This window comes from Halorubrum sp. SS7, assembly GCF_005435055.1.
Lineage (GTDB): Archaea > Halobacteriota > Halobacteria > Halobacteriales > Haloferacaceae > Halorubrum > Halorubrum salinarum.
This window is the reverse complement of record NZ_SGXV01000020.1, coordinates 25,122-49,905: the sequence shown is the minus strand read 5'-3', so window position 1 is coordinate 49,905 and position 24,784 is coordinate 25,122. Positions and strand designations below refer to the sequence as shown.

At 71.7% G+C, this 24,784-nt stretch carries 28 protein-coding genes; 24 read left to right on the top strand and 4 right to left on the bottom strand.

What is annotated here, in order from left to right:
• Positions 1-1,370 (top strand): aldehyde dehydrogenase family protein (locus EXE44_RS14770; RefSeq protein WP_241991838.1); only part of this gene is annotated, 1,370 nt, incomplete at its 5' end.
• Between the two features lie 33 nt (positions 1,371-1,403).
• On the opposite strand, the gene EXE44_RS14765 is transcribed toward EXE44_RS14770, so the two are convergent.
• Positions 1,404-2,318, bottom strand: a complete 915-nt coding sequence (locus EXE44_RS14765; protein ID WP_137717777.1) for an HD domain-containing protein — start codon at positions 2,316-2,318, stop codon at positions 1,404-1,406.
• Between the two features lie 137 nt (positions 2,319-2,455).
• Here EXE44_RS14765 and EXE44_RS14760 point away from each other — a divergent pair, with 137 nt between their 5' ends.
• The 8 genes from EXE44_RS14760 (at position 2,456) to EXE44_RS14725 (ending at position 10,036) form a co-directional block, all read left to right on the top strand.
• Complete coding sequence (locus EXE44_RS14760; protein ID WP_137717776.1) at positions 2,456-3,139, top strand: haloacid dehalogenase type II; 684 nt, start codon at positions 2,456-2,458, stop codon at positions 3,137-3,139.
• 4 nt (positions 3,140-3,143) lie between these two features.
• Complete coding sequence (locus EXE44_RS14755) at positions 3,144-3,566, top strand: hypothetical protein (protein WP_137717775.1); 423 nt, start codon at positions 3,144-3,146, stop codon at positions 3,564-3,566.
• Between the two features lie 234 nt (positions 3,567-3,800).
• A complete protein-coding gene (gene dapA, locus EXE44_RS14750) occupies positions 3,801-4,802 on the top strand; it encodes a 4-hydroxy-tetrahydrodipicolinate synthase (protein ID WP_137717774.1) in 1,002 nt (333 codons plus the stop codon).
• Positions 4,799-5,590 (top strand): 4-hydroxy-tetrahydrodipicolinate reductase, encoded by a 792-nt coding sequence (dapB, locus tag EXE44_RS14745; protein WP_137717773.1) that lies wholly within the window; start codon positions 4,799-4,801, stop codon positions 5,588-5,590. The genes dapA and dapB overlap by 4 nt, the downstream gene beginning before the upstream one ends.
• A 57-nt stretch (positions 5,591-5,647) precedes the next feature.
• Positions 5,648-6,487 (top strand): 2,3,4,5-tetrahydropyridine-2,6-dicarboxylate N-succinyltransferase, encoded by an 840-nt coding sequence (locus tag EXE44_RS14740; RefSeq protein WP_137717772.1) that lies wholly within the window; start codon positions 5,648-5,650, stop codon positions 6,485-6,487.
• Positions 6,484-7,851 carry a diaminopimelate decarboxylase gene (lysA, locus tag EXE44_RS14735; protein ID WP_137717771.1) on the top strand — a complete coding sequence of 456 codons (1,368 nt, stop codon included), beginning with the start codon at positions 6,484-6,486 and terminating at the stop codon, positions 7,849-7,851. The genes EXE44_RS14740 and lysA overlap by 4 nt, the downstream gene beginning before the upstream one ends.
• Entirely contained in the window at positions 7,848-8,795 is a 948-nt protein-coding gene (gene dapF, locus EXE44_RS14730) for a diaminopimelate epimerase (RefSeq protein WP_137717770.1), read from the top strand. The genes lysA and dapF overlap by 4 nt, the downstream gene beginning before the upstream one ends.
• Entirely contained in the window at positions 8,792-10,036 is a 1,245-nt protein-coding gene (locus tag EXE44_RS14725) for a M20/M25/M40 family metallo-hydrolase (protein ID WP_137717769.1), read from the top strand. Before dapF ends, EXE44_RS14725 begins: the two co-directional genes overlap by 4 nt.
• Before the next feature lie 52 nt (positions 10,037-10,088).
• On the opposite strand, the gene EXE44_RS14720 is transcribed toward EXE44_RS14725, so the two are convergent.
• Positions 10,089-10,586 carry an NYN domain-containing protein gene (locus EXE44_RS14720; protein ID WP_137717768.1) on the bottom strand — a complete coding sequence of 166 codons (498 nt, stop codon included), beginning with the start codon at positions 10,584-10,586 and terminating at the stop codon, positions 10,089-10,091.
• A gap of 118 nt (positions 10,587-10,704) precedes the next feature.
• Between EXE44_RS14720 and EXE44_RS14715 the strand changes: the two genes are divergently transcribed.
• The 4 genes from EXE44_RS14715 to EXE44_RS14695 all read left to right on the top strand — a co-directional run bounded on the left by EXE44_RS14715 (position 10,705) and on the right by EXE44_RS14695 (position 15,443).
• Positions 10,705-11,808, top strand: a complete 1,104-nt coding sequence (locus EXE44_RS14715) for an AI-2E family transporter (protein WP_137717767.1) — start codon at positions 10,705-10,707, stop codon at positions 11,806-11,808.
• An 81-nt stretch (positions 11,809-11,889) separates the two neighbouring features.
• Positions 11,890-13,077 carry a cell division protein FtsZ gene (locus EXE44_RS14710; RefSeq protein WP_137717766.1) on the top strand — a complete coding sequence of 396 codons (1,188 nt, stop codon included), beginning with the start codon at positions 11,890-11,892 and terminating at the stop codon, positions 13,075-13,077.
• Positions 13,078-13,155: 78 nt separating this feature from the next.
• A complete protein-coding gene (locus EXE44_RS14705; RefSeq protein ID WP_137717765.1) occupies positions 13,156-13,890 on the top strand; it encodes a hypothetical protein in 735 nt (244 codons plus the stop codon).
• Positions 13,891-14,216: 326 nt separating this feature from the next.
• Entirely contained in the window at positions 14,217-15,443 is a 1,227-nt protein-coding gene (locus tag EXE44_RS14695) for a 5-(carboxyamino)imidazole ribonucleotide synthase (RefSeq protein WP_137717764.1), read from the top strand.
• A gap of 18 nt (positions 15,444-15,461) precedes the next feature.
• Here EXE44_RS14695 and EXE44_RS14690 read toward each other — a convergent pair whose 3' ends face one another.
• The gene (locus EXE44_RS14690; RefSeq protein WP_121561867.1) at positions 15,462-15,713 is read right to left on the bottom strand and encodes a type II toxin-antitoxin system HicA family toxin; all 252 of its coding nucleotides are present in this window, start codon (positions 15,711-15,713) and stop codon (positions 15,462-15,464) included.
• A 1-nt stretch (position 15,714) separates the two neighbouring features.
• Positions 15,715-15,984: a type II toxin-antitoxin system HicB family antitoxin gene (locus EXE44_RS14685; RefSeq protein ID WP_121561868.1), complete on the bottom strand. Its 270-nt coding sequence runs from the start codon at positions 15,982-15,984 to the stop codon at positions 15,715-15,717.
• An 83-nt stretch (positions 15,985-16,067) separates the two neighbouring features.
• On the opposite strand from EXE44_RS14685, the gene EXE44_RS14680 reads away from it, so the two are divergent.
• The 11 genes from EXE44_RS14680 to nuoL all read left to right on the top strand — a co-directional run bounded on the left by EXE44_RS14680 (position 16,068) and on the right by nuoL (position 24,784).
• On the top strand, positions 16,068-16,559 hold the full coding sequence (locus EXE44_RS14680) for an NUDIX hydrolase (protein ID WP_137717763.1): 492 nt from the start codon (positions 16,068-16,070) through the stop codon (positions 16,557-16,559).
• 76 nt (positions 16,560-16,635) lie between these two features.
• Positions 16,636-17,244: a 5-(carboxyamino)imidazole ribonucleotide mutase gene (gene purE, locus EXE44_RS14675; RefSeq protein WP_137717762.1), complete on the top strand. Its 609-nt coding sequence runs from the start codon at positions 16,636-16,638 to the stop codon at positions 17,242-17,244.
• 204 nt (positions 17,245-17,448) lie between these two features.
• A complete protein-coding gene (locus EXE44_RS14670; protein ID WP_121562442.1) occupies positions 17,449-17,865 on the top strand; it encodes an NADH-quinone oxidoreductase subunit A in 417 nt (138 codons plus the stop codon).
• Complete coding sequence (locus EXE44_RS14665; RefSeq protein ID WP_053771566.1) at positions 17,865-18,563, top strand: NADH-quinone oxidoreductase subunit B; 699 nt, start codon at positions 17,865-17,867, stop codon at positions 18,561-18,563. The genes EXE44_RS14670 and EXE44_RS14665 overlap by 1 nt, the downstream gene beginning before the upstream one ends.
• Positions 18,560-20,224: an NADH-quinone oxidoreductase subunit D gene (locus EXE44_RS14660; protein WP_137717761.1), complete on the top strand. Its 1,665-nt coding sequence runs from the start codon at positions 18,560-18,562 to the stop codon at positions 20,222-20,224. Before EXE44_RS14665 ends, EXE44_RS14660 begins: the two co-directional genes overlap by 4 nt.
• On the top strand, positions 20,224-21,297 hold the full coding sequence (locus EXE44_RS14655) for a complex I subunit 1 family protein (RefSeq protein WP_121561872.1): 1,074 nt from the start codon (positions 20,224-20,226) through the stop codon (positions 21,295-21,297). Before EXE44_RS14660 ends, EXE44_RS14655 begins: the two co-directional genes overlap by 1 nt.
• Before the next feature lies 1 nt (position 21,298).
• Positions 21,299-21,760 carry an NADH-quinone oxidoreductase subunit I gene (locus EXE44_RS14650; RefSeq protein WP_004596401.1) on the top strand — a complete coding sequence of 154 codons (462 nt, stop codon included), beginning with the start codon at positions 21,299-21,301 and terminating at the stop codon, positions 21,758-21,760.
• 49 nt (positions 21,761-21,809) lie between these two features.
• Positions 21,810-22,076 carry an NADH-quinone oxidoreductase subunit J gene (locus tag EXE44_RS14645; RefSeq protein ID WP_017342604.1) on the top strand — a complete coding sequence of 89 codons (267 nt, stop codon included), beginning with the start codon at positions 21,810-21,812 and terminating at the stop codon, positions 22,074-22,076.
• The gene (locus tag EXE44_RS14640; protein WP_053771563.1) at positions 22,073-22,432 is read left to right on the top strand and encodes a hypothetical protein; all 360 of its coding nucleotides are present in this window, start codon (positions 22,073-22,075) and stop codon (positions 22,430-22,432) included. Before EXE44_RS14645 ends, EXE44_RS14640 begins: the two co-directional genes overlap by 4 nt.
• Positions 22,429-22,749: an NADH-quinone oxidoreductase subunit NuoK gene (gene nuoK / locus EXE44_RS14635; protein ID WP_053771562.1), complete on the top strand. Its 321-nt coding sequence runs from the start codon at positions 22,429-22,431 to the stop codon at positions 22,747-22,749. Before EXE44_RS14640 ends, nuoK begins: the two co-directional genes overlap by 4 nt.
• 1 nt (position 22,750) lies before the next feature.
• Positions 22,751-24,784, top strand: coding sequence for an NADH-quinone oxidoreductase subunit L (nuoL, locus tag EXE44_RS14630; protein ID WP_137717760.1), 2,034 nt, complete (start codon positions 22,751-22,753; stop codon positions 24,782-24,784).

The following is a 24,784-nucleotide window of genomic DNA, read 5'->3' as shown; positions in this document are numbered from 1 at the left end:
GGACAGACCTCCCGTGCCGCGCGTCGCGGACCGTCGCGGCGTCGCGGGCGGCCGCGGACGAGCTGGCGGCGTGGGACCCCGGCGACGTCGACGCGCTCGTGCGGTCGGTCGGCGAGCGGCTGGCCGACAGGGAGACGGTCAGCCGGCTCGCGCGGTCGGCGGCCAACGAGACCGGGCGCGGCCACCCGGGGACGAAGGCCGAGAAGATAGCGACCGCGCTCGACGCCGCCCGGCGGACGCTGCGAGACGCGCCGACCGCCGGCGTGGTCGACCGCGACGGCGCGCGGGGGACCGTGACCGTCGCCGGGCCGGTCGGCGTCGTCGGCGCGTCGGTCCCCGCGACCCACCCGGTCGTGATCCCCGCGGTCCTCTCGCTGTACGCGCTCGCCGCCCGGAACGCGGTCGTCTTCGCGCCCTCGCCCTCGACCGTCGAGACGTGCGACGTGGTCGTCGAGACCGTCCGCCGCGCGCTCGCCGACGCGGGAGCGCCGACCGGCGCGGTGTCGATGCTGCCGGCGCCCGCCGCGAAGCCCGAGACGGACGCGCTGTTCGAGCGCGCCGACTTCGTCGTCGCGGCCGGCTCCGCGGCGACGGTCGCGGCGGGGCAGCGCTGCGGGACGCCGAACCTCGCCGCCGGCGCCGACGGCGTCGTCGCCGTCGCGGACGGGTCGGTCCCGGCCGAGGCCGTGGCGACGCGGGTCGCGGTCGGCGCGACGTACGACTTCGGCGCCCACCCCGCGGGCGACGCCGCGGTCGTCACGGTGTCGCCGGCGGTCGGATCGCTGTGTTCCGCGCTCGAAGCCGAGGGGGGCTACGTCCTCGACGCGTCCGAGCGCGACCGGCTGCGGTCGCTCCTCGGCGACGCCGAGGGCGGGGCGACGGACCCCCGCGGGAACTCGCCGCGGTGGCTGGCGGCCGAGCTCGACCTCCCGAGCGCGGCCCGCGAGGCGGCGTTCCTCGTCGCCGAGCCCGACGGCGTCGACGACCGGCTCGCGGCGCTGCCCGGGATCCCCGCGGTGGCGGTCCACGGTCGGAGCGGCTTCGACGGCGCGCTCGCGCTCGCCGCGGAGATCGGGTCCCCGCACGCCGCGGCGGTCCACACCACCCAGCAGCGCCGCGCCCGGCGCGCCGCGGAGCGGCTCGCGCCCGGGCGCCTCGTCGTCAATCAGCCGGGGATCGCGGCGACCGGCGCGCGCTCGAACGGGTTCGAGGCGGCGCCCGTGCTGGGGGGCGGCGCCGCCGAGGGGAGCCAGCTCCGCGGCGGGCTCACGCCCGACCGCCTCGCGCAGACCGCGACCGTCGCGGCGACGAGCGTCGCGGACGAGGCGTCCCACCGGAACGGGGCCGGCGACACGCTCCGCGGCCCCTGAGCCGCGTCGTCGGACTCGGACGGACCGGCCGGCTCAGAGCTCGATGCGGTCGACGATCGAGCCGTTCCCGTCCCGGCCGTCGCTGTGGGTGTTGATCGCGACGGTCCGGATCCGGTCTTCGAGGAGCGAGCCCTCTATCTTCGCCTTCAGGAGGGAGTCGACCTGGTAGACGCCGGCGGCGTTGTTCATCCGGATAACGACCTGAACGGGGGTCTCGTCGCCCTCGCGGAGCGAGACGCGCTCGATCGCCTGCGAGGAGACGGTGTTGATCCCGCGCCCGCCCTCCTCGTAGGGGACGCGCGAGCGACCGCGTTCCATGTCGAGGCCGTCGGCGATCCGGACCACTCCCGCCTCCAGCGTGAGCGGCTGCTCCTCCGTGTGGTGACACAGGATCGCGTGGAGCACCTCCGCCTTCACGCGCACCCGGTCGGCAACGCCGTAGAACGTCGGGAGGAGGTCGTCGAGCAGGTCTGCGGCCAGCGGGATCGAGTAGTAGGGGTGGTCGTGGCGGTGGACGACGTGGCCGATGTCGTGGAGCGTCGCCGCCAGCGCGACGATCACGGGCTCGTCCGCCTCGTCGAGGCCCTGCTGGCGGGCGCCGTTGAACTCGACGCCGCCGGACTTGAGCAGGTCGTACAGCCGGAGCGCGCGGTCGCGGACGATCTCGACGTGCTTGGCGCCGTGGTCGTTGTACCCCTTCCGGGCGACCGGGTTGACGTTCTGCGCCTCCAAGTAGGCGACGACCTCCTCGTCCGATTCGAGCCGCGCGAGGACCTCGTTGAGGCGCTCGTCGGGGAACGCGTGCTCGGCGTCCGGGTCGTACTCGTGGCGGGCGGCGTCGGTGTCGGCGCTGACCCCGTCGCCCGCGGTCGGTTCGTCCGCCGGGGTCGGGTCGGGGACGTCGTCGCCGTCGGTCGGGTCGGGGGCGTCGTCGGACGGGTCGCTCATGCGTCTCCCAGAGTCGCCCGGCCGGGATAAATGTGCGAGCCCTCGATCCCCGTCCGGACCGCCGAGGTCCGGGCGAGCCGCGACGGATCCTGCCGGCGTCCCGACCGCTTATCCGGCCGCCGGCTGTGCCACCGCCCATGGCGCTCGACCCGGACCGCGTCTCGACGGTGACGTTCGACTCGTACAGCACGCTCGTGGACGTGGAGGCCGCCGAGGCGGCGCTCGCGGACCGCGTCGCCGACCCCGAGCCGGTGTCGCGGCTGTGGCGGTCGCGGTCGCTGGCGTACACGTTCGTCGCGAACGCGGTCGACGCCTACCAGCCGTTCTACGAGATGAACCGCGACGCGCTGACGTACGCGCTGGCGGCGCACGGCGTCGACCTGTCCGAGGCCGAGCGCGACGAGATCCTCGCGGTGTACCACGAGCTGGAGGTGTTCGACGACGTGCGCGACGCCATCGGACGGCTCCGCGACGCGGGGTACGACTGCTACGTCCTCTCGAACGGCGACCCCGAGATGCTCGCGTCGCTCGTCGACCACGCCGACATCGCCGACCTCGTCGCGGACACGGTCAGCGCCGACGAGGTGGAGACGTTCAAGCCGGCGGCCGAGCTCTACCGCCACGGCGCGGCCCGGACGGGGACGCCGATCGACGAGGTGGTCCACGCGACCGCCGGCTGGTTCGACGTGCTGGGCGCGCGCCACGCCGGGATGCAGGCCGCGTGGGTCGACCGGAAGGGGACGCCGTGGGAGCCGTTCGGCGGCGACCCGGACGCGACCGTCGAGACGCTCCACGAGCTGGCGGACCTGCTCGGGGCCTGACTGCGTGCGCCTCCGCGGTCGGCACCCCGAGACGCTGGCGTTGATCGCCGTCCTCGCGCAGCTCTCCGTCCGCGCGCTCGTCGGGGGCGCGGCCCTGATCGCCGCGCCCTCCGGTCGAATCGTCGGCCTGTCGCCCGCCGCGCTCGGCCGCACGCCGTTCGCGGACTACCTCGTTCCGGGGATCGTCCTCTTCGCCGTCTTCGGGGTCGGGTCAGGGGCCGTCTGCTACGGGCTGTACGCCGGTCGGGAGCGGGCGCCCGCGGCCGCGGCCGCCGTCGGCCTCGCCCTGCTGGGGTGGCTGGCGGTCGAGGCGCTGGCGGGGTTCGACAGGCCGACGCTCTGGCTGAACCTCGCGACCGCGGTCGCGGCGGTCGCGCTCGCGACGCGGCCCGCCGTCCGCGGCGACGACCGCGGAGCGCCCCCGTGACCCGCCACCGCGGCAGTTTCGACCCGAGACACAACGTATAAGCGCGCGACCGTTCCATATGTCGGTGTGACCCGACCCGCGTCCGCACGCGGCCCGCAGTCGACGCCAGCGGCGCGGCTCTTCTCGAAAAAACGCGCGTGAGCCGTCCGCCGGCGGGAGTGGCGACCCCGTCCCGGACGACCCCCGGCTCGCGCGCACCGACCCGTTGACCGACCCGGACTCACCGCAGCACCCATGACAGACACGACCACCACGACGCCCTACGCGACGCACGACGCGACGGACGGAGAAACGACCGACGCGCCCTTCGAGGGCGTGTACCCCGCGATGACCACCCCCTTCACCGACGACGACGCGGTCGACCACGACCAGCTCGCCGCGAACGCCCGGTTCCTCGAACGCGCGGGCGTCGACGGCGTCGTCCCCGTCGGCTCGACCGGCGAGTCGGCGACGATGAGCCACGACGAGCACGTCGCGGTGATCGAGACGGTCCGCGACGCCCTCGACGACATCCCCGTCATCGCCGGCACCGGCTCGAACAACACCGCGGAGGCGCTCTCGCTGTCGCGGCGCGCGGCCGACGCGGGCGCCGACGGCCTCCTCCTGATCTCGCCGTACTACAACAAGCCCGAGCCGCAGGGGTTCCTCGACCACTACCGCACCATCGCGGACGAGGTCGACCTCCCGCAGATCGTCTACAACGTGCCGAGCCGGACGGGCCAGTCGATCCCGGTCGACGTGACCGTCGAGCTCGCCGAACACCCGAACATCCGCGGGTACAAGGCCGCCTCGGGCGACCTCAACCTCATCAGCGAGGTGATCGAGCGCACCCGGGACGAGGCGTTCGCCGTGCTGTCGGGCGACGACGGCCTCACGCTCCCCGTCCTCTCGATCGGGGGGACCGGGACGATCAGCGTGGTCGCCAACGTCGAGCCCGAGCGGACCTGCGCGATGGTCGGCGCCGCGCTCTCGGGCGACTACGACCGCGCGCGGACGCTCCACCACGAGCTGTCGCCGCTCGTCCGCGAGCTGTTCGCCGAGACGAACCCGATCCCGGTGAAGGAGGCGATGCACATCCGCGGCCGGGGCGGCCCCCGGGTCCGCTCGCCGCTCTCGCGGCTCTCCGAGGACCGTCGCGAGTCGCTCCGCGACCTGCTGGCCGCGTACGACGAGCACGCGCCGGGAGCGATCGACCCGACCGCCGTCGACCCCGCGGCGACGGAGGGCGCGGAATGAGCGCGGACGCGCTCTCGCTCGCCGTCACCGGCGCGGGCGGCCGCATGGGCCGCGAGGTGATCGAGGCGGCCGTCGACCGCGAGGGCGTCGCCGTCGCGGTCGCGGTCAACCGCACCGAGACCGACCCGGTCGCGGGCGTCCCGGTCGCCGACGCGGACGACCTCGACGACCTGCTCGCGAGCGAAGAGCCGGATGTCCTAATCGACTTCACCGGCCCCGACTCCGCGGTCGCGTACGCCGAGACCTGCGCCGACGCCGGCGTCCCGTTCGTCACCGGAACGACGGGATTCGCCGACGCACAGATCGGCGACCTCCGGGTCGCGAGCGAGGCAGTTCCCGTGCTCAAGGCGTCGAACTTCGCCCGGGGCGTGGCCGCGCTCCGCCGCGCGGTCCGCGAGGCCGCCGCGGCGCTGCCCGGCTACGACGTGGAGCTGACCGAGACGCACCACAACGCGAAGCGCGACGCCCCCTCGGGGACCGCGAAGTCGATACTCGACGACGTGGAGTCGGTCCGCGAGGACCTCGACGAGCGCGTCCACGGCCGCGAGGGCGACGCGCCGCGGGGCCCGGGCGAGGTCGGCGTCCACGCCCGACGCGCGGGCGACGTGACCGGCGAACACGAGGTCCTGCTCGCCGGGAACCGCGAGACGCTGGAACTCACGCACCGCGCCGGCGACCGCGGGGTGTTCGCCGAGGGCGCGCTCGACGCCGCCGACTGGGTCGCCGGCCGCGACCCCGGCTGGTACGGGTTCGGCGACGTGCTGGACGCGGGTGACGCCGATGAATAACCGTCGAGTATCCCTGTACCGACACACAAATACCGACACTCATCCTTACACCACCCAATGAGCCTCGAATCCGACGTTGCCGACCTGTGGAACCGATATCAGGACGGGCTGACCGCCGCGGACGCGACCGACGCGGACGCGGCCGTGATCGACGAGTTCCTCGCCGCCCTGGAGGCTGGCGAGGTCCGCGCCGCCGAGAAAACGGGCGACGACGTGACCTCGTGGGAGGCCAACGAGTGGGTCAAGCGGGGGATCCTGCTGAACTTCGGCCTGCGCGAGACGGAGCCCCGCGAGTACGGCGGCGTCACCTACCACGACGTGCTCCCGCTGCGCGACACGGACGACCTCGCCGAGCGCGGCACGCGGAACACGCCGGACGGGACGGCGATCCGCCGGGGGGCGTACCTCGGCAGCGACTGCATCATGATGAGCCCCTCGTTCGTCAACATGGGCGCGTACGTCGGCGACGGCACGCTCGTCGACTCCTGCGACACGGTCGGCTCCTGCGCGCAGCTGGGCGAGAACGTCAAGCTCGGCGCCAACACGCTGATCGGCGGCGTCCTCGAACCGGTCGAGGACGCGCCGGTGGTAATCGAGGACGGCGTCTCGCTTGGCGCGGGCTGTCGGGTCACCTCGGGATTCCGGGTCGGCGAGAACTCGGTCGTGGGCGAGAACACGCTCCTCACGCCCCGGATCCCCGTCTACGACCTCGTCGAGGAGGAGGTCGTCTACGGCCACCTCCCGGCCGAGCGCCGCGCGTTCACCCGGATGGTGGAGTCGTCCGTCGGCGACCACGACCTCTTCGAGGGCGGCGCGTACAAGCCCGCGGTCGTCGCGACGCACGTCGAGGAGGAGACGCTGGAGGCGACGCGGCGGGAGGACGCGCTCCGGGAATGAGCGACGCGGACGCGAGCGCGGCACCGACCGCCCCCGACGAGAACTCCCCGGTCCGCCGCGTGAGCGACTGGGACGCCGACCGCCTCCGCGACCTCGCAGCCGAGCACGAGACGCCGCTGTACGTCCAGGACATCGACCGCGTCCGCGAGAACTGCGAGCGGCTGCTCGCGGCGTTCCCCGACGCCGACGTGCGGTACGCCGTCAAGGCGCACACCGGCCGCGCTGTCCTGGAGGCGGTCCGCGACGCGGGCCTCGACGCCGAGTGCGCCTCGGCGGGCGAGGTCGACCGCGCGCTCGCGGCCGGCTTCGACGGCTCGCGGCTCCACTACACCGCGGTCAACCCGCCGGCCCGCGACCTCGACTACGTCGCCGGCGTCGCCGCGGCGGAGCCGGACCTCACCGTCACCGTCGGCGCGGTCGACACCCTCGACCGGCTCGCGGAGCGCGGCTACGACGGCCGCGTCTGCGTCCGCGTGAACCCCGGCGTGGGCGCGGGCCACCACGAGAAGGTCACCACCGGCGGCGCCGCGAAGTTCGGGATCCCCTACGACCGCGCCGCCGACGCGGCGCGTGACGCGGCCGAGCGCTTCGACGTGGTCGGAGTCCACGCGCACGCCGGCTCGGGAATCGATCCGGAGCAGCTCGACAGCCACCGCGAACTGGTCGCGCGGATGGGCGACCTGGCGCGCGAGCTGGTCGACCCGGACGGCGACGCGGCCCCCGTCGACCTCGACTACGTCGACGTGGGCGGCGGGTTCGGCGTCCCCTACGAGGAGGACGCCCCGCCGCTCGACCTGCCGGCGGTCGCCGAGGCGACGCGCGAGGCGGTCGCGCCGCTGCCCGACGGCACCGACCTCGCCGTCGAGCCCGGGCGCTACGTCGTCGCGGACGCGGGCGTCCTCCTGACGCGGGTAAACACCGTGAAGCCGACGCCCGACGAGACGGTCGTCGGCGTCGACGCGGGGATGACGGACCTCCTGCGGCCGGCGATGTACGACGCCTACCACCCGATCCGCAACCTGGGCGGCGGGCGGGACCGCGACGGGGGCGACGCGCCCCCCGTCGCCGAGCGGGAGGCAACCCCTGTCACGGTCGCCGGACCTATCTGTGAGACCGGCGATACGCTGGGTACGAACCGCGCGCTCGCCGACCCGCGCCGGGGGGACCTCCTCGCGGTCGGGATCGCGGGCGCGTACGGATACGAGATGGCGAGCCAATACAACTCACGACCGCGGCCGGCGGAGGTCGCGCTCGACGACGGGACCGCGACGGTCGTCCGACGCCGGGAGGCGCTCGACGACCTGACGACGGTCGAGCGAGAGGCGGCGCGCGGCCGCGCCGACCGGACGGAGGGCGGCCGATGAGCACCCACGCCGTCCCGGTCGAGAAGTACCACGGCACGGGCAACGACTTCCTGGTCGTCGACGCGGCCGCCGAGAACGTCGGCGACCGCGCGGCGTTCGCCCGGGCGTACTGCGACCGCGAGACGGGCGTCGACGGCGGCGACTTCGCCGACGCCGACGACCGCGGCGCGCCGTCGGGCCGACGCGGCGCGGACGGCGTCCTCTTCCTCTCGATCGAGGAGCGGTTCGACCCGACGCGCGTCGTGATGACGCTGGTCCAGCCGGACGGCTCCACCGCGACGATGTGCGGCAACGGCGCCCGCGTCGTCGCGCGCTGGGCCCACGACCGCACGGGCGACCGCGAGTTCATGATCGACACGCAGGCGGGCACCCGCCGCGCCACGGTGACCGCGGACGGGAGCGCCGCCACCATCGAGATGGGCGAGCCGACGTTCGACCCCCGCCGCGTCCCGGTCGCCCGCGAGGGCGCGCTCGCGGACGAGCCGCTGGTCGACGAGCCGGTCGAGGGGCTGACCGTCACCGCCGTCAACACCGGCGTGCCGCACGCGGTCGCGTTCGTCGACGGCGGCCGCGACGACCACGACGGGATCGACGCGGTCGACCTCGACGCGGTCGCGCCGCCGGTCCGGCACGCCGGCGTCTTCCCCGAGGGCGCGAACGTCAACCTCGCCGCCGTCGTCGACGACGGCGGCGGCGACGCGCCCGCGGTCCTCGACCAGCGCACCTTCGAGCGCGGCGTCGAGGGCGAGACGCGCTCCTGCGGCACCGGCGCGGTCGCGGTCGTCGCGGCCGCCCGCCGCCTGGGCCTGATCGAGGGCGAGTCGGCCGTGAGCCGGCCGCCGGGCGGCGAACTGGAGATAACGGTGCCGGACCGCGGCCACGCCACGCTCGCCGGGCCCGTCGCCCACGAGTTCTCGGGGGCGCTCCCCGCCGACCCCAGATGAGCGGCGACGGCGATGCCGGCTCGGGCTCGGACGCGGGGCCCGATTTCGACCCGGTCTCGTTCCTCGAAGACGCGGTCCGGATCCCCTCCCACGAGTCGCCCGACGAGATGCGCGAGTCCGTCGTCGACCTCCTCGACCGACGGGGCGCCGACCCCGCGGTCGTCGCGGACGGCTGCGTCCTCGCGGAGAAGCGCTCGCCGGCGCCCGAGGCGGGGCCGCACCTCGTGTTGAACACGCACCTCGACACGGTGACGCCGCACGTCGGGTTCGAGCGCGGTCCCGCGCGCGACGGCGAGCGCGGCGCTCCGACGGGATCCGGGGACGACCCGGACGAGGTGATCCGGGGCCGCGGCGCCTGCGACGCGAAGGGGCCGCTCGCGGCGCTGCTCGCGGGCTTCCTCGCCGCCGACCCCGACCGCGGGCGGCTCACGCTCGCGCTCACACCCGACGAGGAGGCGCTGTCGCTCGGCGCCGCGGCGCTGACCGGGCGGCTGCCGGGGACCGACGACCGGCTCGACGGCGACCTGTTCCTCGTCGGCGAGCCGACGGGGCTCGACGCCTGTACCGCCGCGAAGGGGCGGTTCCAGGCGACCGTCGAGCTGTCCGGGACTGCCGCGCACGCCGCCGAGTTCGCGGGCGCGAACGCGGTCGCGGCGGCCGAGGACGCGCTCGCGGCGATCCGCACGTTCGACGCGGACGCGACCGCCCACCCGCAGTTGGGGCCGCCGAAGCTCACTCCCACGGTCGTCGAGGGCGGCGCGGCGACGAACCAGGTGCCGGCGGACTGCGAGATAACGGTCGACCGGCGGAGCGTCCCGCCCGAGACCGCCGAGGAGTTCCGGTCGGCGCTCGCGGACGCGGTGCGGGAGTCGCTCGCGAGCGGCCCGGCCGGCGACCGCGGGGTCGACGCCGCGGTCGCGCTCACCGACCGCGAGTCGCCGTTCCTGGAGGCGTTCGCGACGGACCCGGACCAGGACCTCGTCCGAACTGTCGCCGAGGCGGCGCGGGAGGCGAGCGACGCGGTCGGCCTCCCCGGCGGTCGCGGCGGCGACGCCCGGCCGTTCGGCGCGGCGACGGAGGCCTCCTACTTCGCGCCGGCGCCGACGGTCGTGTTCGGGCCCGGCGATCTGGCAGATGAGTCGGGCGCGGTCGCGCACGCCGAGCGGGAGTACGTCCGGGTGCGCGAGGTCGAGGCGGCGGCGGCGGCGGTCGAGGACACGGTCGCCGCGCTGCTCGGGTGAGCGCGGCCGCGCTCGGACGCCCGCTCGCAACGCCGGACGGGACGTGCGCCGGCTACAGCAGGAACGTCTCCTCCTCCTCCGCGAGGTCGACGAAGTCGTCGGCGGCCTCGATCAGCTCGTCGGCCGCGGAGTTGCCGAACCCCATCGCCTCCACGCGGACGCCCTCGTGGCGGAGGTGCGAGCAGAGCCGGGCGAAGTCCCCGTCGCCGGTGCAGAGGACGACCGTGTCGACGTGGCTCGCCAGCGAGACGGCGTCGAGGCTCATCCCGAGGTCCCAGTCGGCCTTCTTCGAGCCGTCGGCGAACGTCTTGATCTCCTTGATCTTCGTCTCGAAGCCGATGTCGCGGAGCGCCTCGAAGAAGCTCTCCTCCTCGGGCGAGTCGGCGCGGATGACGTACGCGATGGCGCGCACGAGCGACCGGTCCGCGACGGCCTCCTCGAGGAGGCCGGAGTAGTCGATGTTCCGCGAGTAGACGCTCTGCGCGGAGTGGTACAGGTTCTGCGAGTCCGCCAACACCGCGACGCGCTGGTCCGGGTGAATGTCGTTCATAGGCTCTCCTTCACCGCCCGCCGTTAGGGGCTTTGGGATCCGCGCGGCCGCGGGTTCCGGGCGCGGGCGAGTCGCGGCGACCACCATGGTTTATGTCAGCCGATGGCGACCGTGGCCCATGGACGAAAAGCGGTTCGTCGTCGCCCTCTTCGGCCTCGCGGTCGCGTTCGTCGCCGGCTACGTGGCCTACCGGTTCGTCGCCCCGCTCACGGTCGCCGTCTTCCTCTACTACTCGACGCGGCGGTTCTACCACCGGCTCGAACGCTTCCGGCTGCCGGCTCGGGTGCGCGCGGTGGTGTCGCTGTCGGTAATCGGCGTGCCGCTCATCGGCTTGGTGAGCTACACCCTGGTGCTGCTGATCTTGGAGGCGCGCCGGTTCATCGAGACGTACCCGGTGGCCGACACCATCGGCGCGGAGAACTCGGTGATCGGCGACCTCGCGGAGCTGTCGAACCCGACGGCCGACGAGCTGCTCGCGGCGTACCGGTCCGGGCAGTTCGACCCCCTCATCGACCTCGTTTCCGAACAGGCGTCGCTGCTGGCGAGCACCCTCTCGGGGCTCGCCCTGAACCTCCTCATCACCATCGTCGTGACCTACTACCTGCTCATCGACGGGTCCCGGTTCCACAGCTGGCTCCTCTCGTTCGACGACGACGCGGTCGTCCGCGAGTACCTCGAGACCGCCGACGACGAGCTGGAGGCGGTGCTGTACGGGAACCTGCTCAACGTCATCGCGATCGGCATCATCGCCGTCGTCACCTACCTCGGGTACAACGCGGTCGCCCCGGCCGCCGTCGAGATCCCGTACCCCACGCTCGCCGGCGCGCTCACCGGCGTCGCCAGCTTGATCCCCGTGATCGGGATGAAGATCGTCTACGTCCCGATCGCGGCGGCGATGTCGGTCCCGCTCGCGCTCGACGGCGACCTCTCGCTGCTCGTGTACGTCGCGGGGTTCCTCGCGGTCGCGGCCGTGGTCGTCGACACCATCCCCGACATCGTCCTGCGGCCGTACTTCAGCGGCAAGACCACCCACGTCGGGCTGCTGATGCTCGCGTACATCTTCGGCCCGGTCGTGTTCGGCTTCCACGGGCTGTTCCTCGCGCCGATCATCCTCGTGCTGGCGCTGACGTTCGCGGACACCGCGCTGTTGCGCCTGCTCGGGGTGGAGCCGGACCCGGGGCCCGAGATCCCCGCCGGACAGCGTCAGCTCGACGAGTTCTGAGCCGTCGCGGGCGCAGGGCGGTTCGGTAACGGTTCGCGCCGAGCCGAAGTCATATATCCCCGGTCGACGACCGGGCCACGTATGCGACTCCACGTCATCGGACTCGGCGGGGCCGGCGGGCGGGTCGCCGACCGGCTCGCCGCGGCGCACGGCGACGACCCGTTCCTCGCGGGCGTCAACGCCTTCGACACCGACATGGACGCGCTCGGGGCGCTGGACGCGCTCGGCGAGGAGCGCCGGTACCGGTTCGGCGACGCCGCGGGCGGGGACGGGCTCCAGGGCGACCTCCACGCCGGGCGCCGCCTCGGGGACGCGCACGCGAGCGAGCTCGGCCGGGCCATGGACGACCAGCGGCCGTCGCTCGCGGAGGCGTTCCTGCTCGTCGTCGGCCTCGGCGGCGCGGCCGGCGCGGGCGCGGCCCCCGCGCTCGCCGCGGAGCTCTCGCGCCTGTACGACGCCCCCGTCTACGCCTTCGGCTTCCTTCCCACCCGCGCCGAGACCGAGAAACCGGACGACGACGGGCCGCGGAGCGCGTCCGCCAGCGGGGCGAGCGGCGCGGGATCGGGCGCGGGAGCCGGTGACGGGTCGGCGGCGCCGACGCCGCACCGCCCGCTCGCCGAGCGGAACGCGGCGCGGACGCTCGACGCGCTCTCCGAGGAGTGCGCGGCGGTCTTCCCGTTCGACAACGCGGCGTGGCTCCGTCCGAGCGAGACGCTCGGCGGGGCGCGCGACCGGCTCAACGGGGTCGCAGTCGAGCGGATCGCGGCGCTGTTCGGCGCGGGCGAGACGCCCGAGGGGACGGAGACGCCCCAGCAGGTGCTGGACGCGAGCGACGTCGCCCGCGCGGCGGGCGGCGACGGCGAGGTCGCGGCGATCGGTCACGCGACGCAGGCAGTCGAGGCGCCCGACTCGGGCTCGAAGTTCGGGCTCGGGCTGTTCGGCTCCTCGGAGCCGACCGAGGTCGACACCAGCGCCGCGGTGTCGGCCATCGAGACGGTGATCCGGAAGGCGACCCGCGGCAAGAACACGATTGAGGTCCCCGACGGGCGCGCCGACCGGACCCTGCTCGTCGTCGGCGGCCCGCCGGCGTGGCTCAACCGCGAGGCGATCGCCGACGGGCGCCGCTGGCTCGCCGAGGAGGCCGGCTCGGACGCGATCCTGAGCGGCGACGCGCCGGTCCCGGAGGGCGACGAGGTGTTCGCCGTCGTGATCCGGTCGGGCATCGACGAGCCGGACCGGATCCGCGAGATCCGCGAGACGATCGAGTGACTGCGCCGCCGCGGACCGGCCGCCGACGCCCGGCGGGCGACCCGAATCGATTAACCCGGTGGCGCGCCCAGTGATCCCGTGACGACGCAGGCAGACCTCGGGATCGACCTCGACGTGCGCGACGCCGCGGCCGTCGCGGAGCGGCGCGACGAGCTCGTCGCCGCCGTGCGCGACCACGCGGGGGCGATCGCCTACCAGCTCGCGCGGCTCCAGGGCGGCGACTACGGCCGTGAGACGCTGTCGACGCCCGGCGGCGAGTGGACGGTGAAACACGAGGCGGGCGAGCTGGAGTTCCTCCTGTTCTCGCCGAAGTCGGGGTCGGACACGTACGTCATCTCGACGAAGCAGCCGCCCGACCCCGCCGACCTCGCGGGCGCCCTCGACGACTACGCGGCGTTCGTGGCGGCGTGGAACGACCACGTCGACTCGCTGTCCGGCGTCCTCGACGGCGTGAGCGCCGAGTTCCCGGAGCCGGCGACAACCGACGGCGTGGTGGCGGAGCGCGACCGCGTCCTCGACGCGATCCGCGAGACCTGCGCGGTCATCGCGGGGGAGATCCACCGGTACGAGGGCGACGACTACGGGACGTTCACGGCGCGCGTGGAGGGCGACCGCTGGGAGCTGAAGTACGACGAGGGGAGCGTCTCGTACCTCCGGATCGGCGGGTCGGGCGGCCTCTACCTCCTCTCGCAGTACGGCGCGCCCTCCGCGGCCGACGTCCGGGAGTACGCGGACGGGTTCCGCGGCTTCGTCGCGGCGTACAACGAGTTCGTCGACGGCCTCGAAAGCGACCTCGAACGGATTTCCGTCTGACGCTCCGTCCCGGCCGACCGGCCTCTTCACACTCATCGGTCGGTCCCGTCCGCGGCGCTCAGGAGGTCGCCGAGCCGGACCGGATACCGGCGCGAGACGACCGCCGCGTACACGGCGGCGGAGACTCCGACGCTCACCGCGACGGCGACCCCGAACCCGACCGGGGAGAGGGCGGCCAATCCCGGGGCGTTCAGGGCCCACCCGACGCCGAAGAGGCCCGCGGCGGCGGCGAGCGCGCCCGCGACCGACCGACTGATCCGTGTTCGTGTCTATCTGCTTCGCATTTTGGCAATACTTATTCATCTCTGTTCAGTACCGACTCGCACATGTCGATCACCCTTCCGGGGCCGACGCTCGGCGTCGTCGGCGGCGGACAGCTGGGCCGGATGCTGGGCGAAGCCGCGGCGCCGCTCGGCGTCGACCTCGTCGTGTTGGACCCGACGCCGGACTGCCCGGCGGCGCCGGTCGCGACCGAGCAGATCGTCGGCGACTTCGACGACGCGGACGCGCTCGACGAGCTCGCGGCCCGCGCCGACGCCCTGACCTTCGAGATCGAGCTGGCGGACCCCGACCGCCTCGCGGCCGCGAGCGAGGCGCACGGCGTGCCGGTCCATCCCGACCCGGACACCCTGGGGACGATCCAAGACAAGCTGGTCCAGAAGGAGGCGCTCGCGGACGCCGGGATCCCCGTCCCGGAGTTCGTCGCCGTCGCGACCGCCGAGGGGCTCGAACGCGTCGTCGAGGAGTTCGGCGGCGTCATGCTGAAGGCCCGCGAGGGCGGCTACGACGGCCGCGGCAACGTCCCGGTGGAGACCCTCGACGAGGCCGCCGCCGCGCTCGATCAGATCGGCGGCGCCGCGATGGCCGAGGAGTTCCTCGACTTCGAGCGCGAGGTCGCCGTGATGGGCCTGAAGGGCGCGGACGGCGAGACGCGGACCTACCCGGTCACGGAGACGATCCACCGCGAGGAGATCCTCCGCGAGAGCGTCAGTCCGGCCCGCGCCGACGACGCGGTCGTCGCCGAGGCGGAGTCCGTCGCTCGCGACGTGTTGGAGGTGCTCGACGGCCGCGGCGTCTACGGCATCGAGCTGTTCGAGACGCGCGAGGGGGAGGTGCTGGTCAACGAGATCGCGCCGCGTCCGCACAACTCCGGCCACTGGACGATCGAGGGCGCGCGCACTTCGCAGTTCGAGAACCACGTCCGCGCCGTCCTCGGCTGGCCGCTCGGCCCGACCGACCTCGTCGCGCCCGCGGTCACCGCGAACGTGCTCGGCGACGTTCACGAGAGCAGAGCTCTCGTGAGACAACCGGAATCACGCTGTGATTCCGGCGACGTGGACGAGCGAGAGGCGGCCACGCTCCGGAACGTCGAGACGGTCCTCGACGCGCCCGACGCCGACCTCCACTGGTACGGCAAAGACGACGTGTACCCGCTCCGGAAGATGGGTCACCTGACGGTGACGGACCGGGACGTGACGGACGAAGTCGACCCCGACGCGCTGCTCTCGCGGGCGCAAGAACTCCGCGACGAACTGACGTTCCGAGACGCGTAGCCGCGGACCGTCCGGTCTTCAGGAGTTTCGGTCGATCCACGCGCAGAAGGCGTCGAAGTCACGCGCGCCGGCGTCGTCCGCGATACCGCTGAGGGTTCCCTCCCGAAGCTCGTCGTGTAGCGGAACCGTGACGTGCCGTCTGTCCCTCTCGTTCGTCGGATGCTCGTAGTACAGCTGCGCGTGGTCGCCGGTCGTTCGTCGCCACTCGAACCCGCCGCGGTTGACGAGGACCTTCACAACCTCCCGCCCAGAGAACGTGCGCCTCGCCACGCTATTCGAGGACGTCGGGCGGTTCCGCGTCTCCGGTCGCGTTCTCCTCGGGGTCGATCCCGAGTTCCCGAAGCTCCTCGTCGGTCGGCTCGCGACCGATCTCCCCTCGGTGGAGCGCGACGGCCTCGTCGAGGTTCTCCAGCGCGTCGGACCGGGACTCTCCCTGCGTCGTGACGCCCGTCCCGACGTCTCGGGCGATCCACCAGCCCTCGTCTCGCCAGAGGCGGATCTCCCCGTCGCGGTCCGCTCCGTCTTCCGTCGAGCTCGCCATTACCGTATCTTTCGTCCGATTTCGTTGATAAGGGTTGGGCAGACGAACGACTGATACCGGTGCGCCGACCAAGTGACGACTCGATGCCGGACGGTCTCGCACCCGACGCGCCACGCGAACGCCAGTCGATCCGGCTCCCGCCGGACCGGATCGAGGCGCTCCGCGAGTGGGCGGAGGAGGGAACCGCCCTGACGGCTGCGGCCCGCGTCTCCGACCCCGACGGTCGGCTCGCGCTCGTGAGGACCTCGTGGTCGGACGGATGGGTGCTCCCGGGCGGCGCGGTCGAACCGGGGGAGTCGCCGGCGGCCGCGGCGGCGCGGGAGGTCCGCGAGGAGACCGGACTCGACGCGGCGATCGGCGACCCGGTTGTCGTCTTCGAGCAGTCGTACGTGGACGCCGAGCGCGACGCGGTCGCGTTCGAGGCCGACTACGTCGTCTTCGCGGCGCGCGCCGAGGGCCGCGTTCCGGACGCCGCCGACCTCGGAGTCGATCCGGACGAGATCCGCGCCGCGCGGTGGTTCGACGAGGTCCCGGCGAACCTCCACGACGGGGATCTGCTCCGGGGATTCCTCTGACAGCGCTTCGAGGGGAAGTTCCCTCCGGCTCGCCGCATTCGGCACTTCCTTACCGGCCTCCGCCGAATCTCTGCCCATGACCACGGTGGACGACCTGATCGACCGGCTCGAAGCGGAGGCGGCGGCCGACGCGGACCCGGCGACCACCCCGGACGTGGGGATCGTCATGGGCTCGGACTCGGACCTCCCCGTCATGGAGGACGCCTACGAGGCGCTCGACGACCTCGGCTTCGCGGAGCAGACCGACTTCGACGAGGCGCCGGACGCCCGGTTCACCTACGAGAGCTACGTCGTCTCCGCGCACCGCACGCCGGAGCTGATGTACGCGTACGGGGAGACGGCGACCGACCGCGGCCTCGACGTGATCGTCGCCGGGGCCGGGGGGAAGTCCGCGGACCTCCCGAACATGACCGCCTCGATCGCCTACCCGGTGCCCGTCATCGGCGTGCCGGTCCAGGAGAAGTCGGTCGACTCCGTCATCGGGATGCCGACCGGCGCGCCGATCGTCGCCGTCGACGCCGGGAAGTCGTACAACGCCGCGCTGTCGGCGGCACAGGTGCTCGCGCGCGAACACGAAGAGGTCGAGGAGCGACTGGTCGAGATCCACGACGAGCAGAAGGCGGGCGTCGCGGACGTCTCCGCCGACCTCCACGACCTCGGACTCGACGGGTTCCGCGAGCGGTAGCGGGACCGCGTCGCGTCCGGCCGGCCGGCCTGCTCCCGACGCGTCGCCCCTTTTCGCTCCGCGACGAACCCGTTCGGCGGCTCTCGGTGACATTTCCGGCGCTTCGACCGCGAACGGCCGGTACCGGCCCGCACGCACGCGGACGCACAAGACTCAACGCTTATGAGGGGGCGGTCCAAACGCCAGCACGTTACGGAGACCTATATGAGCGATTGGATAGCGATTGGCGCCTTGGCGGCCGTCGGCCTGCTCATTCCGATAGGGATGATGACAGTGTCGGCGCTGCTCCGTCCGAGCGTGCCTGAGACCGGTAAAAGTACCACCTACGAGTCCGGCGAGACCCCGACGGGCGGGACGCGGATCCGGTTCAACATCCAGTACTACATGGTCGCGTTGTTGTTCGTCGTGTTCGACATCGAGACCGTGTTGCTGTTCCCGTGGGCGGTCATCTACCGTCCGGCCGTCCAGGCCGGCGTGCCGATGGCCGACCTGCTGTGGCCGATGTTGGCGTTCGTCGGAATCTTGGCCGTCGGACTCGTCTGGGCGTGGCGGTCGGGGGCGATCAGCTGGGCCCGCAGCCCCCGCGCGACCAGCAGAAAGACGACGGAGGACCTCAACTAATGAGCAGCGATCAACCGTTTATCACCGACGATTCGCAAGTCGTAACCGAGACCCGAGACGCCCGGATGACCGGGCAGGGAGACCGGTTCAACTCCCGCCTGCGTGAGGCGTTCGGCTCCTCGCCGTTCATCCTCACCAAGTTCGACAAGTTCCTGAACTGGTGTCGGGGATCCTCGATGTTCATGCTGCAGTTCGGCATCGCCTGCTGCAGCATCGAGATGATGCACACCTACGCGGTGAAACACGACCTCGACCGCTTCGGGTCGGGCGTCCCCCGCGCCTCGCCGCGCCAGGCCGACGTGATGATCGTCCCCGGGACGATCGTCTCCAAGTTCGCCCCGCGGATGAAGCGCGTCTACGACCAGATGCCCGAGCCGAAGTTCGTCGTCGGCATGGGCTCGTGTACCATCTCCGGCGGCCCGTTCCAGGAGGGGTACAACGTGATCAAAGGCGCCGAGGAGGTCATCCCGATCGACATCCACGTCCCCGGCTGCCCGCCCCGTCCCGAGGCGCTCGTCTACGGCGTCGTGAAGCTGCAGGAGCGCGTCGCCAACGGCGAGGCCGCGCCCGTCACGGTCAAGCCGTACGAGCTGGAGGAGTTCTCGGACCTCGAACGCGACGAACTCGTCGACAAGCTGGCCGACCAGATCGACGACGACGAGCTCGTCATGCGGTACAACTTCGCTGATTCGCCATGAGCCTCGAACGACCAGACACCGTCGACGACGGCGCCGTCGAGCAGACGCCCGACGAGCTGGAGGCGCTGCTCGGCGACCTCGTCGTCGACCGCGACGACCACCTGAACGCGCCCGGCTTCGTCATCCGCCCGGACACCGTCCAGGAGACGCTCCGGACCCTGAAAGAGCAGGCGGGGTACGACCACCTCTCCGTCGTCTCCGCACAGGAGTACGAGAACCGCTACGAGTCGATCTACCACCTGAAGAAGTACGACGACCCGACCCAGGAGGTCAGCGTCGTCGTCCCCGCCGACAAGGACAACCCCGTCTCCGAGTCGGGCGAGCCCGTCTTCCGCACCGCCGACTGGCACGAGCGGGAGGCGTACGACCTCATCGGGATCGAGTACGACGACCACCCCGACCTGCGCCGGATCCTCCTGCCGGAGACCTGGCAGGGCCACCCCCTGTCGATGGACTACGACAAGGACCGGCCGCAGATCGCCACGCTCCCGGAGCACGCGAATCCCCTGGAGGACCACCACAAGGACGCCGAGTCCGACACGATGTTCCTCAACATCGGGCCGCACCACCCGGCGACCCACGGCGTTCTCCACCTCAAGACGGTCCTCGACGGCGAGCAGGTCGCCGACGTCGAGCCGGACATCGGCTACCTCCACCGCAGCGAGGAGCAGATGGCCCAGTCCGGGACGTACCGCCACCAGATCATGCCGTACCCGGACCGCTGGGACTACATCTCGGCGGGGCTGCTCAACGAGTGGGCGTACGCCCGCGCGGCCGAGGACCTCGCGGACATCGAGGTGCCCGAGTACGCGCAGGTCATCCGGACGATGGGCGCCGAGATGTGCCGGATCGCGGCGCACATGCTCGCGCTCGCCACGTTCGCGCTCGACATCAACGGCGACTTCACGGCGACGTTCATGTACGCCATCAACGACCGCGAGCGCGTCCAGAACCTCTTGGAGGACCTGACGGGCCAGCGGCTGATGTTCAACTACTTCCGCCTCGGCGGGGTCGTCTGGGACCTGCCCGAGCCCCGCGAGGAGTTCTTCTCGAAGACCCGCGACTTCCTCGATCAGCTGCCGGAGTCGATCGAGGAGTACCACAACCTGATCACCTCGAACGAGGTGTTCCAGATGCGGACCATCGACACCGGCATCCTGCCGCCGGAGGTCGCGAAGAACTACGGCGCGACCGGCCCCGTCGCCCGCGGGTCGGGCGTCGACTACGACCTGCGCCGCGACGACCCGTACGGCTACTACGACGAGCTCGACTGGGACGTGGTGACCGAGGACGGCTGCGACAACTTCAGCCGCCTGCTCGTCCGGATGCGCGAGGTCGAGGAGTCCGCGAAGATCATCGAGCAGTGCGTCGACCTGCTCGAGGACTGGCCGGAGGACGAGCGGACGATCCAGGCGAACGTGCCGCGCACGCTGCGCCCGGACGACGACACGGAGATCTACCGCGCCGTCGAGGGCGCGAAGGGCGAGCTCGGCATCTACATCCGGTCGGACGGGACGGACAAGCCCGCCCGGTTCAAGATCCGGTCGCCGTGCTTCTCGAACCTCCAGACGCTGCCGGAGATGGCGAACGGGGAGTACATCCCCGACGTGATCGCCGCGCTCGGTAGCCTCGACGTCGTTCTCGGGGAGGTGGACCGCTGATGGGCACGGCGCCCGCGCAGCTGTTCCCCGAGTTCATCACCGACACGCTCGGTCTCGACAGCGTGATCGGCGACGTCGCGGCCTCGCTCGTCGCCGCGTTCGTCGTCGGGAACATCATCCTCGCGTTCACGGGCGTCGCGGGCCCGTGGGCGAAACGGAAGATCACGGCCGCGTTCACCGACCGGATCGCGGTCGACCGGATCGGTCCCTACGGGCTGCTCATCATCCCGGCGGCCGCGGTCCAGCTCCTCGCGAAGGAGCTCATCATCCCCGAGGGCGTCGACCGCCCCTCGTGGGACATCGCGCCGATCCTCCTGCCGGCGTCGGCGCTCCTCGGCTTCTCCGTCATCCCGATGGGGCAGCTCGGCCCGATCAACCTCCACCTCGCGGACCCGGAGGTCGGGTTCGCGCTGGTGTTCGCGTTCGCGTCGATCGCGTCCGTCTCGCTGGTGATGGCCGGCTACGCGTCGAACAACAAGTACTCGCTGCTCGGCGGGCTCCGCGCGGTCGCGCAGAACCTCGCGTACGAGATCCCGCTCATCGTCACGGCGATGTCGGTCGTGATCTTCGCCGGCACGCTCCAGATGAGCGGCGTCGTCGGCGCGCAGACGGAGACGCTCGTGACGATCGCCGGGGTCTCGATCCCGTCGTGGTACGCGTTCGTCAACCCGTTCGCGTTCGTGCTGTTCCTCACCGCGAACATGGCCGAGATCGGCCGGAACCCGTTCGACATCCCCGAGGCGCCGACGGAGATCGTCGCGGGGTACCAGACCGAGTACTCCTCGGCGTACTTCGTCCTGTTCTACCTCGGGGAGTTCGTCCACATCTTCCTGGGCGGCGCGATCCTCGCCGTGACGTTCCTCGGCGGGGCGTCCGGTCCGGGCCCGGAGAGCATCGGCTTCATCTGGTTCGTGGTGAAGATCTGGGGCTTCTTCCTGTTCACGCAGTGGGCCCGCGCGGCGCTGCCGCGCGTCCGTATCGACCAGCTGATCGAGATCGGCTGGAAGGGAATGCTGGTGCTGTCGTTCGCGAACCTGGTGCTCACGGCCGTAATCGTGGGGGTGATCGCCTGATATGATCGGACTCATGAAATCGATGGCGACGACGATGAAACACGCGCTGGACGGGTCGACGTTCACGGTGGAATACCCGGAGGACGCGCCCGAGGTGAGCCCGCGGTTCCGCGGGGTCCACAAGTTCAGCCAGGAGCGGTGTATCTGGTGTCGGCAGTGCGAGAACGTCTGTCCGAACGACACGATCCAGATCGTTCAGGACGACCAGCGCAACGGCGAGCAGTACAACCTCCACATCGGGCAGTGCATCTACTGCCGGCTCTGCGAGGAGGTCTGCCCCGTCGACGCCATCCTGCTGACGCAGAACTTCGAGTTCACGGCGGACACGAAAGACGACTTCGTGTTCAACAAAGAACAGCTCAAGAACGTCCCGTGGTACAAGGGAATCGACCCGCTGGAGTCCCGCAACCCCGATCGCGGCGCGTGGATCGGGGAGGGCGACGGCGAGGTCGACTACCAGTAGCGGGCACGTCTCGAAATCTTCAAAGGGGTTCTCATAGGAGACAAACACAATGGTTTATGCTACCATCGCGTTCGGGCTGTTCGCCGCGGTCACGCTGGCGTTCGCCCTCGGGGTCGTCCTGGCGCGCGACGTGTTCCACGCCGCGCTGCTTCTGGGCGGAGCCCTCACGAGCGTCGCGGTGCACTACGTGATGCTGCGGGCGGAGTTTATCGCCGCCATGCAGATCCTCGTCTACGTGGGCGGGGTCCTCATCCTGGTCACGTTCGCCGTGATGCTCACGCGATCGGATTCAGAAACGGAGGTGAGTAGCGCGTGAGCAGCGACGAGAGCCGCGGCTCCCGGATCGCGCCCGCGATCGCCGTGGGCGGACTGTTCGCGGTGTTGGCCGCGACCGTCAACGGGGCGACGTTCGGCTTCGAGGAGGTCGGCTTCCCGGCCGACGCCTCGGTCGTCCACAACATCGGGTACGCCCTCTTCAACCTCGCCGAGTACGACCTCGGCGCGGTGCCGTCCGAGGGGTTCCTCGCGGCGTTCCTGATCGCCGCGGTCGCGCTCGACGTGGCGGTCGACGGCGCCGTCTACCTGGCCAAGCGCGAGGAGGACGGCTCGGTCGTCGCTGCGGTCGGGCAGGCGTTCACCGACGGCGGACGCGACGGAGGTGACCGCCGATGACGGCGCTCGCGTCCTCGATCCCGCCGTCGTGGTACCTGCTGTTGGCGTCGGCCATCTTCTGTATCGGGCTGTTCGGCGTGTTGACGCGGCGGAGCGCCCTGTACTTCCTCATGAGCGTCGAGCTCATGATGAACGCGGCCAACATCAACTTCGTCGCGTTCGCGCTGTACTACGGCGACCTCACGGGGCAGGTGTTCGCGCTGTTCGTCATCGCGCTCGCCGCCGCCGAGGTCGCGATCGGTATCGGCATCATACTCGTGTTATACCGCAACTTCGGCACGACCGACGTGACTGTTCCCGCGGAGATGAGGTGGTAAGATGGTGAACGCATTCGCATACGTTCCGGCGATCGTACTCCTCCCGTTCTTCTCGTTCCTGGTCGCGCTCGGCGCGGGCAGGTACCTCCCGAAGGGCGGCGCCTTCGGCGGCATCGCGGCGACGGCCGGCTCGTTCCTGCTGTCGATCTGGGTCGCCGCGACCGTCGCGGGCGGACGGGCGTACAACGAGACGCTGTACCACTGGGCGAGCGAGGGCGGCGCGGGCATCGGCCCGACGGACATCGAACTCACGTTCGGCGTCCTGATCGACCCGCTGTCGGCGCTCATGCTGGTCATCGTGACCCTCGTGGCGCTGCTCGTCCACGTGTTCTCGCTCGGTTACATGAACGACGAGGGCGAGACCGGGCTGCCGCGCTACTACGCCGGGCTCGGCCTCTTCACGGCGTCGATGCTCGGCTTCGTCGTCGCCGACAACCTGCTGATGGCGTTCATGTTCTTCGAGCTGGTCGGGCTCTGCTCGTACCTGCTCATCGGCTTCCACTTCCGGGAGCCGGGCCCGCCGTCGGCCGCGAAGAAGGCGTTCCTCGTCACCCGCTTCGGTGACTACTTCTTCCTCGTCGGCGTCGTCGCGGTGTTCGCCACCTTCGGCACGGCGCAGTTCGCCGGCCCCGAGTCGTTCCCGGCGCTGGCCGAGGCCGGTGAGGTCGTGTGGACCCCCGGCGGAGTCGGGGTCCAGACGTGGTTCACGGTCGTCGGCCTGCTCGTCCTGGGCGGCGTCGTCGGCAAGTCCGCGCAGTTCCCGCTCCACACGTGGCTCCCCGACGCGATGGAGGGCCCGACGCCCGTCTCCGCGCTCATCCACGCCGCGACGATGGTCGCGGCCGGCGTCTACCTCGTCGCGCGGATGTACGGGTTCTACGTGCTGACGCCGACGACGATGGCGGTCATCGCCTTCGTCGGCGGCTTCACGGCCCTGTTCGCGGCGACGATGGGGCTCGTGAAAGACGAGCTGAAGCAGGTGCTCGCGTACTCGACCATCTCGCAGTACGGCTACATGATGCTCGCGCTCGGCGCGGGCGGGTACGTGGCCGCCGTCTTCCACCTGACCACCCACGCCTTCTTCAAGGCGCTGCTGTTCCTCGGCGCCGGGTCGGTCATCATCGCGATGCACCACAACGAGGACATGTGGGACATGGGCGGGCTGAAGTCGAAGCTCCCCGTCACCTACTACACGTTCCTCGCCGGCTCGCTGGCGCTGGCGGGCATCTTCCCGTTCGCCGGCTTCTGGTCGAAAGACGAGATCCTCTACGAGGCGCTCGTCCACGGGCTCAACGACCCGCTGCTGCTCGGCGGCTACCTGATGGGACTGCTCGCGGTGCCGGTCACCGCGTTCTACACCTTCCGGATGGTGTTCCTGACGTTCCACGGCGAGCCCCGCAGCGACACCGCCCGCGACCCCGAGTCCGTCCGGTGGAACGTGAAGGGGCCGCTGACGGTCCTCGGCTCGCTCGCGGTCGTCACCGGCTTCATCAACATGGTCCCGGTCCAGAAGGTGCTCGGCCTCGACGGCATCGACCTCCTTCACCGCTGGCTCGACAACGAGTGGGGCGGCATCGAGGGGCTCTCCTCGCACCACTACGCCGACATCGGTCCGTACAGCAGCGCGTACCTCGTCGGCGGTGAGGCCGGGACCGTCCTCGTCGGCGCGGCCGTCTCGCTCGGCCTCGCGCTGCTCGGACTCGGACTCGCCTGGCGGCTGTACAACGTGCCGTCGCCGACGGAACACACCGCCAAGCTCGGCGGGATCAAAGACGTGCTGTACAACAACTACTACCTCGACGAACTGCAGGTCTGGCTCGCGTATCGGACGGAAGACGTCGCGGGCGGCGCGAACACCTTCGACCAGGGGATCATCGACGGCGTCGTGAACGGCGTCTCCTCGGTGAGCCTGACCGGCGGCGGCCGGATCCGCAAGCTCCAGTCGGGGGTCGTCTCGCAGTACGCCGCGCTGCTCACCTTCGGACTCGTCGCGCTGTTGCTCGTGCTCGGCGCGACCGGGGGGTGGTTCCTGTGA